This window comes from Methanospirillum hungatei JF-1 (assembly GCF_000013445.1).
In the GTDB taxonomy this organism is placed as follows: Archaea; Halobacteriota; Methanomicrobia; order Methanomicrobiales; family Methanospirillaceae; genus Methanospirillum; species Methanospirillum hungatei.
Window position 1 is genome coordinate 3,223,292 of record NC_007796.1, and the last position, 19,260, is coordinate 3,242,551.

At 46.2% G+C, this 19,260-nt stretch carries 24 protein-coding genes; 8 read left to right on the forward strand and 16 right to left on the reverse strand.

Annotated features, from left to right (window positions below; genetic code table 11):
• Nucleotides 1–10 precede the first annotated feature (10 nt).
• The 16 genes from MHUN_RS15400 to MHUN_RS15455 form a co-directional block, all read right to left on the reverse strand.
• Nucleotides 11–1,807, reverse strand: coding sequence for a PAS domain-containing protein (locus tag MHUN_RS15400; protein ID WP_011449892.1), 1,797 nt, complete (start codon nt 1,805–1,807; stop codon nt 11–13).
• 45 nt (nt 1,808–1,852) lie between these two features.
• Nucleotides 1,853–3,046 (reverse strand): methyl-accepting chemotaxis protein, encoded by a 1,194-nt coding sequence (locus MHUN_RS15405; protein WP_083758516.1) that lies wholly within the window; start codon nt 3,044–3,046, stop codon nt 1,853–1,855.
• 82 nt (nt 3,047–3,128) lie between these two features.
• Nucleotides 3,129–3,251, reverse strand: coding sequence for a hypothetical protein (locus tag MHUN_RS19825; protein WP_275039192.1), 123 nt, complete (start codon nt 3,249–3,251; stop codon nt 3,129–3,131).
• A 341-nt stretch (nt 3,252–3,592) separates the two neighbouring features.
• On the reverse strand, nt 3,593–4,912 hold the full coding sequence (locus MHUN_RS17865; protein WP_011449894.1) for a PKD domain-containing protein: 1,320 nt from the start codon (nt 4,910–4,912) through the stop codon (nt 3,593–3,595).
• Nucleotides 4,913–5,113: 201 nt separating this feature from the next.
• The gene (locus tag MHUN_RS15415; protein WP_011449895.1) at nt 5,114–5,470 is read right to left on the reverse strand and encodes a DUF3467 domain-containing protein; all 357 of its coding nucleotides are present in this window, start codon (nt 5,468–5,470) and stop codon (nt 5,114–5,116) included.
• 5 nt (nt 5,471–5,475) lie between these two features.
• Nucleotides 5,476–6,000 (reverse strand): hypothetical protein, encoded by a 525-nt coding sequence (locus MHUN_RS15420; RefSeq protein WP_204222981.1) that lies wholly within the window; start codon nt 5,998–6,000, stop codon nt 5,476–5,478.
• A 140-nt stretch (nt 6,001–6,140) separates the two neighbouring features.
• Entirely contained in the window at nt 6,141–6,359 is a 219-nt protein-coding gene (locus MHUN_RS15425) for a hypothetical protein (protein WP_239441538.1), read from the reverse strand.
• A 133-nt stretch (nt 6,360–6,492) separates the two neighbouring features.
• Nucleotides 6,493–6,615 (reverse strand): hypothetical protein, encoded by a 123-nt coding sequence (locus MHUN_RS19830; RefSeq protein WP_275039193.1) that lies wholly within the window; start codon nt 6,613–6,615, stop codon nt 6,493–6,495.
• 1 nt (nt 6,616) lies between these two features.
• Complete coding sequence (locus tag MHUN_RS19085) at nt 6,617–6,790, reverse strand: hypothetical protein (protein WP_158498241.1); 174 nt, start codon at nt 6,788–6,790, stop codon at nt 6,617–6,619.
• Nucleotides 6,783–7,343 (reverse strand): hypothetical protein, encoded by a 561-nt coding sequence (locus MHUN_RS15430; RefSeq protein WP_011449897.1) that lies wholly within the window; start codon nt 7,341–7,343, stop codon nt 6,783–6,785. Before MHUN_RS15430 ends, MHUN_RS19085 begins: the two co-directional genes overlap by 8 nt.
• 22 nt (nt 7,344–7,365) lie before the next feature.
• The gene (locus tag MHUN_RS15435; RefSeq protein ID WP_011449898.1) at nt 7,366–7,869 is read right to left on the reverse strand and encodes a hypothetical protein; all 504 of its coding nucleotides are present in this window, start codon (nt 7,867–7,869) and stop codon (nt 7,366–7,368) included.
• Nucleotides 7,870–8,086: 217 nt separating this feature from the next.
• On the reverse strand, nt 8,087–8,488 hold the full coding sequence (locus MHUN_RS15440) for a hypothetical protein (RefSeq protein WP_011449899.1): 402 nt from the start codon (nt 8,486–8,488) through the stop codon (nt 8,087–8,089).
• Nucleotides 8,485–8,661, reverse strand: a complete 177-nt coding sequence (locus MHUN_RS18800) for a hypothetical protein (RefSeq protein ID WP_204222983.1) — start codon at nt 8,659–8,661, stop codon at nt 8,485–8,487. Before MHUN_RS18800 ends, MHUN_RS15440 begins: the two co-directional genes overlap by 4 nt.
• A complete protein-coding gene (locus MHUN_RS15445; protein WP_011449900.1) occupies nt 8,658–11,846 on the reverse strand; it encodes a hypothetical protein in 3,189 nt (1,062 codons plus the stop codon). The genes MHUN_RS18800 and MHUN_RS15445 overlap by 4 nt, the downstream gene beginning before the upstream one ends.
• The gene (locus MHUN_RS15450) at nt 11,836–12,186 is read right to left on the reverse strand and encodes a hypothetical protein (RefSeq protein WP_011449901.1); all 351 of its coding nucleotides are present in this window, start codon (nt 12,184–12,186) and stop codon (nt 11,836–11,838) included. The genes MHUN_RS15445 and MHUN_RS15450 overlap by 11 nt, the downstream gene beginning before the upstream one ends.
• On the reverse strand, nt 12,179–12,655 hold the full coding sequence (locus MHUN_RS15455; protein ID WP_011449902.1) for a hypothetical protein: 477 nt from the start codon (nt 12,653–12,655) through the stop codon (nt 12,179–12,181). Before MHUN_RS15455 ends, MHUN_RS15450 begins: the two co-directional genes overlap by 8 nt.
• A gap of 409 nt (nt 12,656–13,064) precedes the next feature.
• Here MHUN_RS15455 and MHUN_RS19090 point away from each other — a divergent pair, with 409 nt between their 5' ends.
• The 8 genes from MHUN_RS19090 to msrB all read left to right on the forward strand — a co-directional run bounded on the left by MHUN_RS19090 (nt 13,065) and on the right by msrB (nt 19,257).
• Nucleotides 13,065–13,223 carry a hypothetical protein gene (locus tag MHUN_RS19090; protein ID WP_158498242.1) on the forward strand — a complete coding sequence of 53 codons (159 nt, stop codon included), beginning with the start codon at nt 13,065–13,067 and terminating at the stop codon, nt 13,221–13,223.
• 169 nt (nt 13,224–13,392) lie between these two features.
• A complete protein-coding gene (locus MHUN_RS15460) occupies nt 13,393–13,722 on the forward strand; it encodes a restriction endonuclease subunit S (protein WP_048067606.1) in 330 nt (109 codons plus the stop codon).
• Nucleotides 13,719–15,515 (forward strand): GmrSD restriction endonuclease domain-containing protein, encoded by a 1,797-nt coding sequence (locus tag MHUN_RS15465; RefSeq protein ID WP_011449903.1) that lies wholly within the window; start codon nt 13,719–13,721, stop codon nt 15,513–15,515. Before MHUN_RS15460 ends, MHUN_RS15465 begins: the two co-directional genes overlap by 4 nt.
• Nucleotides 15,516–16,259: 744 nt before the next feature.
• A complete protein-coding gene (locus tag MHUN_RS19305) occupies nt 16,260–16,508 on the forward strand; it encodes a hypothetical protein (RefSeq protein ID WP_048067607.1) in 249 nt (82 codons plus the stop codon).
• Between the two features lie 143 nt (nt 16,509–16,651).
• Nucleotides 16,652–16,762, forward strand: a complete 111-nt coding sequence (locus MHUN_RS20115) for a type I restriction endonuclease (protein WP_394296020.1) — start codon at nt 16,652–16,654, stop codon at nt 16,760–16,762.
• A gap of 176 nt (nt 16,763–16,938) precedes the next feature.
• On the forward strand, nt 16,939–17,184 hold the full coding sequence (locus MHUN_RS15480) for a hypothetical protein (protein WP_048067609.1): 246 nt from the start codon (nt 16,939–16,941) through the stop codon (nt 17,182–17,184).
• A 119-nt stretch (nt 17,185–17,303) separates the two neighbouring features.
• Complete coding sequence (locus MHUN_RS15485) at nt 17,304–18,611, forward strand: ATP-binding protein (RefSeq protein ID WP_011449904.1); 1,308 nt, start codon at nt 17,304–17,306, stop codon at nt 18,609–18,611.
• 175 nt (nt 18,612–18,786) lie between these two features.
• The gene (gene msrB / locus MHUN_RS15490; RefSeq protein ID WP_011449905.1) at nt 18,787–19,257 is read left to right on the forward strand and encodes a peptide-methionine (R)-S-oxide reductase MsrB; all 471 of its coding nucleotides are present in this window, start codon (nt 18,787–18,789) and stop codon (nt 19,255–19,257) included.
• The last annotated feature ends 3 nt before the right edge of the window (nt 19,258–19,260 follow it).

Sequence of the window (19,260 nt, forward strand, 5' to 3'; positions counted from 1 at the left end):
GGATGAGATTTCAGGTCAGATGGGCCCCGATGCCATAATGTTTCTGTAAAAATCTCATAGTTTTTTCTGATTCTGCCCATCTTTTATCGAGATTGGTAATAATATTATCGATATCCTGAACACAGGCGATAACAGACTCTTCGATCTCTGGTGCATGCATCTCAACAAGTGAGGAAATTACCGTGAGCGGGTTTCTGATTTTGTCATTCAGCAGGGCCAGTTCTACAAGGTTGTGTTCTAACTGGAGAAGAAGTCTTTTTCTTTCTTCTTCCATTTTCTTCTGGTTAGTAATATCTATAGCAACCCCGATAGCCCCGGTTATCGAATCTGTAACATCCCGCAGCGGGGAGGTGAACAGCACATACCTCCGGTTTTTATATGAAACTTCCATGGTTGTGACAATTCCCATAAGAGCCTGGGAATACGCTTCAAGGAATGCATTATCAGCCTGATGAAAGACCTCCCCGATTTTTTGTCCGACTCTCTCATTTGAACTCAGCCCCAGGTTGATCAGACCTTCTCCATAGATGCTTTTCACCACCATGTTGGTATCAGTTGTCACCACAATACCTGGGATATGATCCACAATCATGCGAAGTTTCTTCTCATTTTCAAAAAGTGTCTGTTCCTGAATGATGAGTTTGTCATAATTCTGCCTGAGCTCTTCTTCAACAGAGAGAATCTCTTCATATGCTGTTCCAAGTTCCTCATTTTTACGTATGAGTTCTTGTTCTGCCAGCTTTCTCTCCGTGATGTCAGTCACATACACACGGGCAGTCCGATACACCTTTGTGATATAGATATATTCATGGAAAAATCTCCCGGAGATTGTTATTTCCCGATGAAATGATATCTCATCTCCGTTTTTAACAGCGTTGAGAATCTCATCAAGACCTCCGGGAATGAAGAGAGAAATATCCGCAGTATTGGTAAGTTTTCGAATAACCGAAGTTGTCGCTGTATTATGAAAGGTAATGTTGCCATCCCCATTCATTTCAAAGATAGGATTCGGATTTAATTCAATGAAAGATGCAAGGGACCAGATCTTCTCTTCATATGCAAGAATATCTGTGATATCCAGGGGGATTGTAAGCATGTATGGCCGGTGATTAATGGTGATCATTACGCCGGAGATAAGAATATCTTTTACTTTCTTATCCTTCCCCCTCATTTTCACCGGAATCATGCTGAAAGACCCGTCTTTTTTCATCAAATCAACGATGTTTTGTCTCTGATTCAGATCTACCCAGAAATCAAGATCGATTGCACTCTTTCCAATCACTTCATCCCTTGTATACCCCCAGTGATCTGTAAATTGCTTATTTACTTCAAAAAACTGGCCGTTGGTTAGATCACTAATAGCAATGCCTTCCGGTGCGAGATTGAAAATTGTTTTAAATAATCCCTCTTCATCTTCTAAAGTTGCAGTGGTTTGAATATTTTTGGAAATATCTGATATTATCCAGATTCTTCCCATTATTTCATCATTTTTGCCTAGAAGAGATTTTGTTTCCAGCCATTTATCTCCTGTAAGACATGAGAATTTTTGAGAGAACTCAAGATGCGGATTATCTTTGATCCTTTCTACCAGTTCAAGGAACGACTCTGGTTCGATATTCAGGTCAATAAATTTTGGCAATAATTCAATAAGATGATTATTAAGGTAACTATCATCCAGATGGAACATCTCCCGGAATGATTGATTAAAAAACAATAATAAGAGATTTGGATCGGTTATGACGATGCCATTCGGCAGAGCCTCATATCCAGTCAGGAACAGATCACAACTGTGCGACAATGCAACCATGTATCAATATACTCAATTTTTCTTAGTTCTTATATCAGTTTATTTTTATGCCACTGTAAAGTGTCCCATCCCGGTTGCTATTCGTTGAATTGCTAGAGTTGCTTCTGAAATTGCCCTGGATATCTGATCTATTGAGGCGGTTACTTCTTCTGTTGCTGCAGCAGAATCCACCGCTTCTTTTGCGGTTTGCCGAACCATGTTTTCAATCTCATTGACAATTGCGGTTATCTCCTGCACTGTTGCAGCCTGTTCCTCTGAGGCACTGGCTCCTTCTGCCAGTTGTTCATAAATGAGATTAATAGCGGCTACAATCTCATTAAACACTCGTAATGTCTCCCTGACTGCCTCGTTCCCTGATTTCACCTCATGCAGTGATTTTGTCATGGAATCTGAAACGATCTGTGACTTTTTCTGGAGGTTTCCTATAATAGTGGCAATATTTTCTGCTGACTTTTGTGACTCCTGTGCAAGTGATTTGACCTCATCAGCTACGACTGCAAATCCCAATCCGGCTTCTCCAGCCCGGGCTGCTTCAATGGCCGCATTCAGTGCGAGAAGACCGGTCTGCTCTGAAATCCCGGTGATAATGCCTACTATCTTTCCTATCTCTTCCATCTGGTTATTGATGTCCTGTATATTGCTCCCCGTATCTTCAAATGAGACCATGATTCCATTCATTCCTCGCTCGGCTTCTCCTGCAAGTTTCAGCCCTTTTTCTGATAACTGCACAGTCTCCATGGCTTTTCCTGATGCCTCCTCTGCAGCAGCGGCAACAGCTCCGACTGCTTTTGAGAGATCATCCATGGCCGAGAGGACCTGAGTAATACTCCTGCTGCTCCGCTCTGCAAGCCCGCTTACCGATGAGGAGTTCTGTGCAAGCATAGTGGTTGTACTGGAGACCTCGGTTGCACTGGCATTGGTCTCTTCCATCAACGCCTGTAATGTCTCAACCTCTCCCTTAACGCCGTTGATTGCGTCAGATACACTCATTCCACTGTTATCCAGGGCAATCTTGAATTTTTCAAAGTCACCCTTCACCTGCGCCTTCGTATCATATCGGGCGGTAAAATTACCGGTAGCATACTTATTGACAATATTCATGGCCTCCTGAAGAGGATGAACAAAGGCTCTGATTAGATCATTGACACTCTGGACCGTTACGAAAAATTCCCCTTCGTGCTCCGAGGTATTGATGGTTGCATTGATATTACCATTCTTTATCTCGTTTGCAACAGCCATGATAGCTTTATTGGCTAGTTTTGATCTCTCAATATTCCGGTTGATCTCTTGGGTCTGTTTGAAAAGAGGACGGTATAACTCATCAAATACCCATTTCTTTAGCAATATCCATGAGGGGTCTCACTCTTCCTGCTTCGAGGTCTGCTAAACCTTCCTCAATTCCTTTCAAGGTTTCATCAGAGAGGGGTTCATCATCGACAGTCATATTTATCAGCCTCTCGATTACATCACAGTACGTCTCTCTAGGATGTTCTTTCAGGGAATTTTAACCGGTCACCTGCTCATTCACTCTTATAAGAACAGTAAACAATTACATGTGTATACCCATATTAACTAATATGACGATCTGAATGGGGGTTGCGAAAAATCCTTTCATTCTTCAGAAAATTTCACTTTTGCCCCCTGTATGCGACAACAGGACCCGGCTTCAGGAGTCGGGCACTATCTTTTTCCCGTTGGGTCCTGCTGACGAACGATATTCAAAATTAAAATCCGGAAGCGAGATTTTTTTACCTATCACACGCTGGATTACCTCATTCCCACTCTTTACAATCCACCAAAGCCAGCCTTGATTATCCCCTCTTTGAGAGCCATACTCTCTTCTGCATGTTTCCCGAAATCCCCAGATTGAGATACCCCACCGGGAGTCAGATTTATGTGAGGGACATTCCCTGCTGATGTATTCCATTCTTCAAAGAACCAGGCCCAGGATTTTGGATCCTGTGCAACTATCTCTGCAAACTCTGGTGAGAGAGGAGTGGTTTTCAAAAAGGGAGTTCGAGTCAGATTTCCGGTACCCCCTGTACCGATCTTATTCCCTACCTCAACCTTTCCTGAAACCGAACTGGAACCGGCATCATTGACGACCATCAGGGATACCTGGTATGTTCCCGGCCTCGTATAGGTATAGACCGGATTCATATCAGTTGAATAGCTGCCATCATCGAAGTACCAGAGACGGAAGGTAGGATCTCCGAGAGATTCATCAAGAAACTGTATAATGGTGATATCAGATGCGTCAATGATCTCTGCACTGAACTTCGCAACCGGTAAGGCCGGATCAGTCACTGCTGCTGACTGAGAGAGGACGAGAGGACAAGGCGGCCTAATCGTTGGTCGTGGTGTCGGGGTCGGGACCGGGGTGGATGCAACGATATAACTCTCTGCGATGAAGGTATCAGATCCTCCTGCATTCGAAGCGGTGAGTGATACCGGATATATCCCCGGACGGGTGTAGGTATGATAGGGATGCTGCCGGGGTGAATAACTGCCATCACCGAAGTACCATGCCCATGATGTAGGTTTGTCTGCAGAGGTATCGATGAAGAGAACCGTGAGTGGGACCGATCCGGTAGTTGGTGATCCTATGAATGATGCAGCCGGCGGATAGGTGCCCGGTGTCGGGACCGGAGCAGGAGTTGGAAGTGGGTTTTGTGCCTGTATCAGCCCGGGAACAAATGTCTTATTATATCCGGCACTGTTGGAGACGAGGAAACCGACCGGATACACCCCCGGTGCAGAATAGGTATGTTCAGGGTTCTGTTCATTGGAGGTTCCGCCATCACCGAAGTACCATCCCCAGAGTGTCGGGTTTCCGGTGGAATGATCGGTAAACTGAACGGTCAGAGGAACCGGGCCGGTTGACTGACTTAATGAGAATAAGGCGACCGGCGGCGTGAGTGAATCAGCCTGAATTGTCTCATTTGCCGATACTCCACTCCTATCTTCAGTCATATTGTGATATCCGGATTCAAATACGACCGGTGAGATGATCTCTGAACCAGCCGCAATGCATGGACAAAGAAGGAATATGCCCAGAATAAGCAGTATGAGATATGGTGTATCACGTACGGTTTTGTATGTCATAGAAAAGCCCCCCGTTATGTAGAATAACAGATGTCCATATATTTATAATTCTTAATAAATATTTTGTGAAAAATGAAAAATAAAAATTTATAATAGGCTCTTCTCGTCGGGATTCGAGGGAAGAAAGGTGAAGGGAGGGAACAATGATTGGAAAATGCTAAAAATGAAGCCTTTGATCCTATGATAACGTATTATACCGATTTATTTTGATTTTTTAGTTGCTGGACTATTTGATTGAGTATGATCTGAAACCGGAGTATATGTTTCCATCTCACCGTCTGAATGAACTTTATCAAGGAGTTTGGATAATGATTCGGCTAATTTCTGAGCCGCTGCATGAGACATATATACCCTTGACCCTTTGACAATATTTTTACCTTCACTTCTTACTCCAGGCATTTCAAGAAAATCAATTGACACATCCCGATAAGAGACCTGAACATATGCCATGTTTGAGTATGAGGTATGGGTAATATCCAGACTCAGATCTTCCGGTTTATATGCATATAATTCATGAAGATCAAGAGTCCCGGGATTATTTTTCTCACTTGTTTTCATCAATGCTACACTCCTTCTGCAACTACAAACCCGTGTTTATGTGGTTTACCGTCTGCCGTAATTCCCCACATTTCAGGAGATGCTGTTGCATGTGCCAATGGTTTATCCTGGTTCTCCAGGTTTTTATGATAATAATCCAGGATTGCAGTGTCCATACACCGGGTTTTATCCCGGTCATCCAGCAGTGCATATGCCAGGAGTGATAATGCTATGAACTTTTTCGACTCTACCACTACCCGATATACCGGATGGTGAGAATCTTTTGACACATTCTCTATTAACCCGAGTTGGACCAGTTTTTGTAACGCATCTCTTACCGTCTTTGGTTTTCTTCCCGTTAACTCTTCAAGATATTTCGGGCGATAATGGATGGTTGGATCGGCAACAATCTCTTCAACAATCTGTGCCAGCGCTGAATTCCCAAATAACCCCCCATATGGGATGTCCAAAAATTCCTCAAGATTTTCGGGTAATTCCGGCAATGTTCTCTCTGACATGGTATTCATCCCCTCCTGAGTAATTGGTATCACATGACACCACCTTTGAATATCATTGGAGAAGGAAGTGTAAAAAAATGATCTCAATTAATAATAATTTTTACAGATCAATCCAATGCCTGTGATGTGGCACTTCAAGATCATAGTGTATCATCCATTGATCAGCCCAAACCTTATCCTTCAATACAATGACCTTGTTTCCCCGTGACAGATAGAGGGCAATTCTTTCTTCCCCCCATGTCTTTTATAAACCGTTTTGCTTCAAATCCGTTCTCTTTACATTTTCGCTCACAATCCACCACACCGCGTAATCCGCCACGTTTTTTGAGCCAACCTAAAAATATTGCACCGTTCTCTTTTGGATCCGGGCCTGCAGGGACAGATGTATTCATAGAATCGTATAAAAACAGGTATGCGACAGAAAAGCATGAACATTCTGAAATGATGATGGAAAAATGGGCCGGGTGTGAAGATAGCCGAAAGATGAACTTCAGACAATACCACCTAACCGGATAACCTGGTTCATCAGCCTGCTATTGTCTCAAAATCCATCACCTCCTGGTAATCATCATCCCCATCGTCAGGAGGAGAGAGCCAGTCCCTCTCTGCCCGGAAATATCCGGGGGGATGGGTATCTGCCCAATGCATCTTACTTCCCCCGTGAAAGGAAAGGATACCTGACGGTTACATTCCCATCCTCATCAGTCCTGACCAGTGAGATGATCCCTGCCTGATCTGCACACTTCATCCAGAGCAGGACAGTACATAGGACATTGATTATCGATGTAATTGCACATTCTGCAGCCAGAACCAATTCAATCATACGCTTCCTCCCCGAAGACAATCTCCTCGGTAACATTCATAGACCCTGCAATATCTGAAGCATGTGAAACCGTGCGGTTTTCATCATCCGAATGAGCCTTCAAAAGAAGGATCCCGCTTCCGTTTACGACTGAACCTGCAACCGTTTTATCGGACAGGATCCGGTGTGAGAGATAATCACCACTGATAAAGAGGCCATGCGTTGAGATATCATCCTGACGACCGGGTTTTTGATTCAGATCAGTAAACAGGCAGGTGGGATCCCGTGTGGTCTGATTGTGTGCCTGACCGGTATACTCATCTATCCCCATCGGCCCGGTTGATCTGCCGGATACGAGTGCAGTTATCGCCTCTCCGATATTGAGGGTGCGGTTTACCACTGCGAGGTCGGAAGTAAACAGGGATGTTGCATACGACCGGGCATCACTGATCACCGAAGACGAGACCCAGGTTGCTCCTGAACAGACGATTGATGATGAGATAGAATCCGCTTGTGTCAGTCCACAGGGTATGACGAGGAACAATACTCCCAGAGTGACCAGAACCTTGTTCATCCGATCTCCAAAAAATGGGGTATCAGGCCAGTTCACTGACCGTATCTGCCCAGGTCTCGACGGTAGTCAGGATGCTGTCAGATTCATAACTTGAGATGCTCACTTTGTCCCGCTTAAAAGTGACATTGTAGAGTTCTCCGTTTGCTGCATGACATTTGAGCGTGATACTATAGCCATCTTCAGAGCTATCATGTGATGGTGTTCCACCCATGGCGGTCTCGATTGTATTGTCTGCCAGAATGGTTGCGATGATGGTGTCAAAGGCACCTGATGCCGGTGACCGGACCGATATCCTTCCGACCTGCTTTCCATCGTTATTTTCATAAATGACTGTCCCTGAATAGTATTCAGAGCTCTTTGCCACTGCCGGAAATGTCTCTCCCCCTGATGTATAGGGAGTGCATCCCCATGGATTGTCGGCGAGAATATTTCCGACGATGGTGTTTAAGACTGCCTTTCCTGCAAGAGGGGTTGCGAGTTCCCGCTCTGCACTTTTCACTACTGATTTTGAGACAAAATCTGCCATGTTCGATTCCCCTGCCGTGTGCACTCCGGCACTATCAGGTTGAAAGGGCAGAGATAAAAGAAAGCAGACGATTGTCGTATTTGAGCAGTAATTACGCTTTGATTTAGAGAATACCCATGGAGAGAAACATTTCGGTGAACATACAACAGTCCTGGTATCATCAGTCGGGATCTGCATCTGAAAAATTATCGGAAAGAGGAGGATCAGCCCTGTCTCCTTATGATTCCATCCGATCAGGCACAGGTGTTGACTGGGAGGGAAACTCTTCACATCCGGTTATGGGAATTTTCTCAAACACGGGTGCTTTTTTGTGTTTTCCAGAGAGGACCATCTTTACCCGCTGGACCGGGGTCGAGTACACGCTGCTTCCGATGACAAAGTAAAACCCCTTTCCACTCTCTGACAGCCATGCAGAACCGGAGATCTCACCATCAGGGCCAGTGACCGGACTTTCTCCGAGGCCAAGCAGGACTACCCATGTTTCATCGATGCTAATGGCAGAGCATCCCTTGCCATCAATACCTATCCGGAGGAGATCACCATCCAGGAACATTCTCCCACACCGCTCAAAGGGAGCTTTCCGGGTCGTTCGGACCGTCCTGACTGGAAACGGGTTCATATCTTCCCCCCGTTCTCGAGGGGGCACCGGTCAAGATATGAGGGGGTGTGTCCGGCCAGTTCACAGATTCTTCGTCGTGCCGGCTTTTGTGGATCTCCCCGTATCAGATACCGTTCCCAGAGGAGGTGCGGACATCCTTTCATGGAACAGATCCCGGTGGATGGCCGGTTCATGGGGTACATGAACTACCTCCTTCAGACTTTTTCGACTGCTCCCGAAGATAACAGGCATCACAGAGGCCAAGATGGGATGCATGATCATACCAGACCAGCGGGTTTGTATTACAGACATGACACTTTCCTGCACCGGCATTCAGTCTGACCATCTGATCAGTGCTGATGAGACCGGGAAGGGGTATAATGGATGCAACATATCTGCTGACCGCTTTGTTGTAACAATCTGCACAGAGAAATGCTGGCTCTTCATTCTCCTTAAGAGACCGTTTCCGGTACTGGACATAGGATCGTCCACAGAGATGACAGGGTCTTTTCTCCGGCCACCCTTCGATGCGGAGGTAGTCATCCGGTTTGATGGTTGCAGCAATCTTTTCTGCATGTTTTCTGCTATTTTCTGCAGTGATCCGCCCGTTTTGGTTGCCCTGATTGGATAAAGAGGGTTGATTTGATGAAAGCAGGGATTCGTTTTCTGCAGCCCGGTCCGGACACAGGGATTCACACTCATGATTACCAGTGCTGATCCTGACATCTGCAGCCTCTTCTGTGAATGTGCCTGTTTCAGAAAATGATTCTCTATCTCTAAGTATATGTGTACATGTACTATTCTGAGAGAGATCTGAAGTCCGTTCATTTTCTGCAGGTGCAGAAAACCGGTTGCTCTCTGCAGAAAAATTTCTGAAATCATCCTCTGGATCATCGGGCGGAGTGGTGGTATCATGGTGGTCTTCATCCTGCTGGCGTAGTGATACTGCTCCACCCTTCACCCAAGCGAGATACAGGGAGTTGTCCCAGACGTACACCTTACTTCTCCGGTGGGTGGTCTTGCCGACATCTCCAACAGTGACCGACCGATCATAGAATGAGAGAGCCGGACATTTCTGCAGGAGGCCTGAATACAGGTGTCCCCGTGATGCATACCCGTTCAGAAGTTTTGATATGGCAGAATTGGTCCATCCGGTCACCCGCTGGATGTCAAGGACGGTGAGCTCTTCCTGGTTTAACGTCCGGATGGCATCAATGAGGGATGCTTCATTGCGGGTAAGCTTTGTTATCTGCCCGCCGGTGTCTCCGTTCAGGGCATTGTATAGTCTGACGGCCTGGTTGAAATCATCCAGGGTTGCGATGATGTACTCCGTTCCCTCAATGGTTCTTCTCTCCCGCTGAAACTGCATGAGAGCGGCATTTGTCTTGATGAGATCAAGGAGCATGTCAGGATTTCGCCGGTTTGCTGCAGACTGAAACTCTATCTGTTCTGCATAGGGGATGATAACAAAGGTTTCCTCAACCATCCGCCACATCTGCCTGATTACCAGGATCTCTTCCCTGACCGATGAGACTGCGGTCGGTATCTGAGCCGCCTCCCGAAGTGTCCGTTCCAGCACTTTCTTATCCTGCTCTTCACTGTCGTCTATCCAGACGGTGAGCATCCGGTTGAAGATCTGATCATCTCCGACTCCTTCAACCTTTGCGACCCACCAGACACATCGCTCGGGGATGGTACAGGTGATTCCGTTTCTGTCTTTTGTGACGGTCCGGTACCTGAAGGGCTTAAGAAACGAGGTGATGACTCCTTTTAAGATCTCCTGCATCTGCTCAGAGAGGGAGACATCATCAAGGGCGATGACGGTCCCTGGTTTTAAATCCTGTGAATAAAAGAGCGCCTTGTCACTTATCCGGCCTGATAAACGGAACTCTTCAGGAACCTGGGCCAGCATGGTGTCGATGGCATGCGATTTTCCTTTTCCTGAATCTCCGGTGATTGAGACATGAAGTCCTTTTGAGTTGATGACTATCCGGGAGGCGAGTGAGAGGATGAGGCATTCTGCAACAACCTGATCCCCGACATGATCCAGAGCAAAGGTATCACGCATATACCGGACCGGATTTCCTTTTCTGAGGATCTCTTCTGCTTTACGGGTTATTTCCGGGCTTTCCTCATTATCAGAGCCAGTGGGAGTTTCTTGTTGTATGCCTGATTTTTTGGGCTTCTTCTTCTGGTGACGGGGCATGGAAAGATTGGATATCTCTGATAGTCCAGGATCAGCTGGGTCTGCTCCATCAGGCCTCTCTGATCTCTGCATTGTCAGACCGTCCTGTTCAGCACGATACCGTCTCCGGGCATTGTCTTTATGCATCCTTGAAAGCCGGTCTTCTAAATCAGGTTTGCCTTCATATTTCTGTTTCAGGTCTTTCCACCGCTGCATTCCACCGCCACAACTATTGTGATGACATCCGGCAAAGATGGCTCCTGATTCAAATTGTATGGCATATGCCCCGTCCTGGTGAGCATCGGAGAACGGGCACTGATCAAGGATAAAGAGGGTGCCGTTTCCGTATGGTTTCTGCATGTATCCGATCTCATGCCTGGAAAGCCAGGTGGCAAGGTCAACCGGGGTATCATTCTGGCATTTTGAGAGGCACTTCTCTGATGGTTGGTGTCCTGGTTCGGACGGGTACAGGGAGGCTAGGGTTGCAAGATGGTCACAACCGGTCAGTGACAGGGATGATGATTCTTCTGTCAGGAAAGCGACCCGGTGTGAACGGGGTGGGGTGTTATCCCCTTTCCGTGTCATGGTGCCGTAGAGTTTCCATATCCGGGCAGCATTGTAGTTCGCGGTATCGATGGTGCAGATATCATCAGAGAACCGGGCAGAGAGTGCATTCAGAGATTTCTTGATAATATCTGTCGCAGCATCATCATTGGGGAGATCGATTCGGTATAAAAGATGAGCTCCGTTTCCTGAATCGGCGATGATCGGTTCAGGCCACCCGACTGAATGAAGATATGCAGATATCTCCTTAGCCTTTGCAAGAGCATACCGGTGTTCCTCGTCTGATGATGAGACACCGGAGGGGCGGACCGGATCGATGTCAATAGGGAACCAGTGCCTTCTTATGATGTCTTTGTCGGCGGTTGTGGCATCTTTTTTTGAGAGCCGTATTATGATCCGGTTCGCACGCCTGGCAAGGAGTGCCGGGTTTACTTCGTTTAAGGTGATGTAAATACCCCGGATCTGAGGGTTGTCGTCCAGGATACAGACCTGATCAGCGAGTTTTTCAAAGTCGTCGAAATATCCTGAACCGATGCCGTCGTTCGTAATAATTCTGACTTCCACCACTCTGCCAGGGGAGGAGATGAGGTGAAGGGTTCGCAGGATCTCTGATCTCCGATCAAATGCCATGAACTCCCTCCTTTATTGCTGCAAATCCACCGGCCATGACATGGTACCGGTCCCAGACGGCAGCCTGCCTGATCCAGAGCTGGATAGTTCCCGGACAGGTGCCTGATGCTGCCATCTGAAAGAGCGGGTTCATCTCGCTTACGAGACGATCTTTTTTGAGCGGGCGTCTCAGGGATTTTACCTTGATTAAGAGGATCTCCTGCCGGTTTTTCCATGCAATGATGTCAATCGGGAGGGTTGGGGTTACGACCCTGACTGCGGTATATCCCAGCTCCTGAAGAAGCCGGCGAGCTGCGTGAGGGGTTGTCCGGCAGGTTGAGTAATCAGGGGTATCAGACATGGATCATCCCTCTGCCCTGGTGAATGTGCTGATTTGGATGCGATCCGAAGAGATCAAGAGAGGTACATATCCGGGTGCAAATCCTTTCTGGAGATTTGAACGTACTATTCAAAGCCCTTGTAAGCAGGCCCTTGTCCAGGTGGTCAGGTTTTCTTCCCTCGCCGGGGCCATGTTGTGTAGGAAGAGTCGCGATTTTTTGGGACAGGAGGCTTTTTTGCTGTCCAAAAGGAAAGATAGAAAGAACCCCATCTGTGATGAGCTGGCCGGCTTTTTCATGGTTGGGGGATTCATTCTTCTTCTGATTATAGCTGGTTTTCTTTTCCTGTAGCTGATCCTCTGAGAGCGGTGCCCGGAAGATCAGGGAGAGATCTCGTTTTTTCGTATTCATTGTACCATGCTCCTTTTTTGGAACAGTTCCATTTGGGTTGATTTTACGATTTTCAATCCCTAATGGGGGAACAAGATCCATCCGGCATCTATTAATAGATACCGAAATGGGATTTTTGGATGAATTATTTGGTCACCATGGTGAACCTGAATTATGCGACGTGTATATCGGATAATTGAGATTGATTTGGAGATAGAGGTGATATTATTCAGTTTATTACACGTATGACAGAGTTTCATTCTGGTATTAGGATCTGACCCGGGATTGATGACGCGGGAATTACGAGAGTCCGACTAAGGGGTGAGGGATTTAGTATTGTATGAAAAAATCTTCTCAACAATATCAAGGGATTCTCAAATCAGGCTCAGGATTTCATTGAACATTTCGGGTTTGAGGAGCGCAACGGAAAACTTGAGAAGAACAACCGGCTCTACCTGATCGTCCAGAAGTTCTGTGAGATAGATACGTATCCTGAATATGGCCCGAGGTGTTGCCGCATGTTCGGGACGCATGGGTTGATGAGAGTAAGACAAAGATTGGGTACGTTATTAATTTTAATCGATATTTCTATGAGGACACGCCTCCCCGGTCGTTAGAGGAGATCGAGAGTGATCTTAAGAAGATTGAGGCTGATATTCAGGCATTGTGAGAAGAAGGAAAGAGATAAATAACCCAATGCTTACGCATTTTCATCGAGTGAATCCCCGTGATGCAATAATACTCCTGCTTTAGTCGGTGATACTTGTGTAATTCATGATATCCGAGAAAAACTACTTCTTTGTGATTTGATTTATCGAATTACTGGTGATGAGAAAATAATGGATAAAAAATATGTTAGTTTTTACTGGTTAAGCAAATCTGGCCGGCATCAAATTACTCGAGACGCGAGAGGTTCAAGTCAATCAATGGTAAAGATCTCTCAAGAGCACATATTATCGTGGGTAATACCTATGCCACCTATCCAAGAACAGATAAAAATTGTTGAAACAATCGAGACCTTTATTCAAAATTTATCAAAAATTCAGAATAAAATTTTCGAATCAAAAGTATTACTCCAAGAATATCATTCCGCTCTCATCTCCGCCGCTGTAACCGCAAAGATCGATGTCCGTGAAACCATACCCACTCGTTCAGAGGCCCAATCATGACACCCCACGTATCCACGTTCGAAACCGCAGAACCCGCATTATTAGAACTTCTTACTCACATTCACACCGGAAAAGCCCAGCTTCCTGATTTCCAGCGGGGTTGGGTCTGGGATGATAATCATATCCGTTCCCTGATTGCCAGCGTATCGCGTTCCTTCCCTATCGGTGCAGTCATGACGATGGCAGTGGGCGAGAACGTCAGATTCCGCCCACGACACTTTGAGGGAGCAGACGAAGCGAAAGGCAAACAACCGGAAGTCCTCGTTCTAGACGGACAACAACGGCTCACCTCCATGTACCTCTCCCTATTCTCGAAAGGGCCGGTAAAAACCCAGACTGAAAAGAAACAGGAGATATTCCGCTATTATTATCTTGATATCGCCAAATGTCTGGATCCAACAGAAGACCGGTTTGATGCGGTTGTCTCCATACCGGAGACGAAAAAACTCACAAGTGATTTTGGCAGGAGGATTGATCTTGACCTGAGCACCCGGGAACATGAATATGAGCAGGGAATGTATCCACTCCCAGCGATATTCGATCCAGCTGCTCATATGGAATGGACAAACGGGTATAAACTTCATCACCAGCATGAGCAGACAAAGACTCAACTCATTGACCAGTTTAATATGGAGATCTGGCTTCCGTTCCAACAGTACAAAGTACCGGTCATCAGACTGACGAAGGAGACCCCGAAAGAGGCGGTGTGTCAGGTCTTTGAGGCGGTAAACACCGGGGGAGTGTCATTATCTGTCTTTGAACTCCTAACGGCCACCTTCGCTTCAGACAACTTCCATCTCCGTGACGACTGGGAATCAAAAAAGAAAACCCTGTATGATATCCCCGCATTGAAAGGAGTGGACGAATCATCCTACCTCACCGCAATAACCCTCCTGACAAGTTATCAGAAGCAACAGAGTACAAATTCAGCTGTCAGCTGTAAACGCAAGGACGTTCTCAACCTCTCCCTTTCTGAATACCAGGAGAACTCAATCCTGATTATTAAAGGACTGAAAGATGCAGCACAACTCCTGGCAAAAGAGAAGATCTTTGATATCAAGACCATCCCTTACCAGACCCAGATGATCCCCTTATCTGCAATTTGTGCATTTCTTGGACAAAAACTGCAGAATGATACGATAAAGTCGAAGATCATGCAATGGTACTGGTGTGGAGTGCTTGGAGAACTCTATGGCGGTGCAAATGAAACCAGGTATGCCCTTGATATTACCGGCGTTCTCTCCTGGCTCAACGGGGGAGAGATTCCGGCTACAATTCGGGATGCAAATTTCAGCCCGCTTCGACTCCTAACGCTGCAGAGTAGGCTTAGTGCGGCATACAAAGGACTCATGGCCCTTCTTATGAAGAAAGGAGGTTGTGACTTTGTCAATGGGGATCCGGTAGACATCCAGACCTACTTTGACCAGGCAATCGATATCCACCACATATTTCCAAAAGCATACTGTGAAAAACAGAAATACCGCCGGGAACTCTGGAACTCGGTTATTAACAAAGCCCCTCTTTCCAGCAGGACAAACCGGGTTATCGGGGGGTATAAGCCCAGTACCTACATTGAGTCAATCCAGAAACAGGAGAAGATCAGTCCTGACCGCCTTGATGAGATTTTTCTTTCTCATCTGATCGATCCCGGAAAGATTCGATCTGATGATTTTGCCGGATTTATCGAACACCGGGCAGGAGAATTACTCACCATCATCGAGCAGGCTATGGGGAAAACCATCTCCGGTCGAGATAGCGAAGAATATCTGAGAGAGATAAAAAGGATACAATAATCGGGTAATCAGGTGGGTGAGATGATCCAACATACAGAGAAAGTATTCGAGGCCACCGCATGATAGGTCGTATCACCAGAGTCCCACTCCGGGAGGTCTGGAAACACGAAGCCCTTGACTTTACTACCTGACTTGAGGAGAATATCGACATCCTAAGCGAGACCATCGGGATGGCCCTTGAGAACGTAACCCGGGAGCAATCAGCCGGGGACTTCTCCCGTTGATCTGGTTGCAGAGGATGGGAATGGGAACCCGGTGGTAGAAACAAATTGCGAGTAAATTCCATCAATAAAGATACATAGCACGTAAAGTTCTCAAAACAAATCCCATAGATCTCAGCATCAGGTTTGAACCCCTGACAGAAGAAGAGGGTAAAAAAGAGGGTAAGCAGATATTACCAGAAGCCAACATGTTGACCAATAATGATAATATCCGCGATTAACAAACTCTTTTCTACCAGACCCGAGCGGGCACATGCCCACACGAGAAAGGTATGTACGATTTGTGATCGTACTACCATTGTAATTTTCTGGTCCGGGTTAGTTGTTTGGACGCATCTTCCCCGGACTAATCTTATGGTTTCTATTGCCTGCTTATTATCGCTTTTTCTTTGAAATGTTCATTTTCTATTAAAAGATGGAATTACCTCAATGAGAATCTTGATGAGTTATGCGCAACCCCTGACTACCCCTCTTTTTCCTCATGCTCAGAAACTCCCTTTTCATGTACTGTCAAACGTAACCGGTGAATCAGGGTAAAAACATAAGTTCCAGGCAATATACCGAAAAAGCATTCGAAGCTGCAATCGAAGACCATCTCCTCGCTCATGGATACCAGAAAGGAGATCCGGAAACCTTTGACCGCTCCCTCGCCCTTGACCCCGGAGAAGTCATCGCCTTCATCAAAGACACCCAGCCCAAAGACTGGAATTACCTTGAATCTCAGCTCGGAACAATGGCTCACGGATCATCGATGACCTCTCCAAGGCCCTGAACTCTGACTATGACGGATGCCTGAAGGTCCTCCGCCAGGAATTCAAAAGTTACGGAAGAACATTCAGGACAGCCTCCTTTGCACCGGCGAGTTCCTTAAACGCCGATATCACACGGCTCTATGAAGCAAACCGACTCACCATCATCCGCCAGCTCCATTACTCGGAGAAGAACGAGAACTCCCTTGACATTACAATCCTCATCAATGCTATCCCTGTCATCACCATTGAACTCAAAAACCCCATGATCGGGTAGTCCTACGCAGATGCCATCTACCAGTATCAGGAGGACCGGGATCCATAAGAACTCATATTCCAGTTTAAGAAGAGGACCTTTGTTCACTTCGCCGCCGACCCGGAAGAAGTCTGAATGACAACCCGTCTTGACGGTCCTCATACCCGGTTCATCCCGTTCAATAAAGGGAACGACGGATGAAAAGGAAACCCCCCGAACGGGACCAACTACAAAACCACATACCTCTGGGAAGAGATCCTGGCACGGGACGCCTGCTTGACATCCTTGCCCGGTTCATTCACCTGCAGAAAGAGGAGAAGACCAGGGAAGGGAAGAAACACGTCACCGAACGAATCATCTTTCCCCGGTATCACCTGCTGCAGGCAGTCAGGAATGTAATTTCAGATGCCAGAAAGAAATGGAGAATAACGAGAAGATCGTGAATAAATTTTTTGAGAGTGAGGAGTTCAAAGAGCAGGTTACGAAGTATATGATTGACAAAGTGTATGAAGAGATAATCGGGAGGTAACCCAAATACTTAACCGATATATCGGTGACCTTCGTGAACTCATCAAAAATCCTTGAAATATTATCTGCATATAACCCGTTCTGGATATCAGGGGCTATTGATGCGGGCATTCCCAGGGATCTGCTCCCTGCCTGCTGTGCACAAGTTCAATCCAAAGAAGTACTGGTTCTGAAAGGAATACGTCACTCCGGAAAATCCACACTCATGAACCAGGTTATTCAGGAGCTCTTAAAAACAGGGATCCTTCCTACTGCTGTCCTCCGGGTTAATCTGGAAGAGCCACTCTTTGCTTCAGAGTATTCCATCACCCTTCTCGAAGATATCTATCGGACGTATCGGGAAAGGGTATATCCGGAAGGGAAATGCTGGGTTTTTCTTGATGAGATACAACAGGTGACCGACTGGGAATCATGGGTTCGGGGGAGGCAGGATACAGAAGACATCAAGTTTTTTGTAACCGGCTCTTCAGCATCCATCCTTTCCCGTGAGATCGGAACGAAACTAACCGGGAGGAACGTCACTTTTGAGGTCTTCCCCCTTTCATTTATCGAATATCTACGGTTCAACGATGTGGATGTTCGAACAGAACTGGATTATTTCAATAAAAAAACCACAATACGAAATTTATTCCATGAATATCTCATGTATGGTGGCTTTCCAGAAGTGACACTCAAAAAAACGGAGAATGAGAAGAAGATCCTCCTGAAGAGTTACTTTGACGATATACTCTATCGGGACATCGTATCCAGGTATGAGATCCGGGATGTGACAAGTCTTCGAAATCTCGCGGTCTATCTGCTGACACAGGTAGCACGGCCCACAAATATCTCTAAACTAAAAAAGAATTTTTCCATATCACAGGATAAAACAGAATCATATATCTCTGCACTTTTGGAAAGTTACCTACTCTTTCAGATAACCAGCTTCTCGTATTCATTAAAACATTCCATGCGATCAGGATTCAAACCTTATGCAATCGACAATGGACTTCGTAATCGGGTTGCATTCTCATTTTCCGAAGACACCGGATGGCAGGTCGAAAATGTCATCGCCTGTTTTCTCAGGCAACAGTATGAGGAAGTGTACTTCTCGAAAAATGGAAACGAGATAGATTTCATCGTAAAAGAAGGGATGCATATCAGGCGGCGGATTCAGGTCTGGTATGATGACATTTCAGTCAGGGAGATACCTTCACGTGAATTAGCCAGGTTTATCATACCGCTTCAGGGAGATGATAATCCTGAATCCATTTTGCTTACGAACGATTATGAAGATGTTATCGAACATGATGGAATATCGATTCGATGCATACCGGTCGTGAAATATCTGTTATCATGGTGAGTGATTTTTGGCAGAGATGGTACCAGGTGACGGGAAAAATGGTTGAGAGATATTCAGGGGAGATGTAAATTTTGGTCTGAAACCCCCGTTCTTTCTTATTAACATACAAATGACCGCGGCTCCGATGGACTTCAGATAATATCATTTTATCCATTTTATCACCCTATTACATCATATGCCATCTTCTGACCTCATCCCTATCTATCATGCTGACACCGGAACCGTTCGGGAACTCAAAAAGGTCATCAGAACCGACGAAGAATGGAGCCAAATACTTGATAAACCCGTCTTTGATGTTGCGAGGAAAGGAGGGACAGAACCGGCGTTCACCGGGGCATTTTACGCAACCAAGATAGCCGGTCTCTACCGGTGTGCCTGTTGTGGGACAGACCTCTTCTCGTCAGTGGATAAATTTGATTCAGGGACCGGGTGGCCGAGTTTTTCAGGACCGGTGTCAGCCATGAACATCAGGACCAGGAAGGACTCAGGTTATGGAATGGAAAGAACCGAAGTTCTCTGTGGTCTTTGTGATGCTCACCTGGGGCATGTCTTTGATGACGGGCCACCACCCACGGGGATGCGGTACTGCATAAACTCGGCATCGCTGATCTTCTTTCCGGGAATTATCACAATTCGGCAGGAGTAGCTC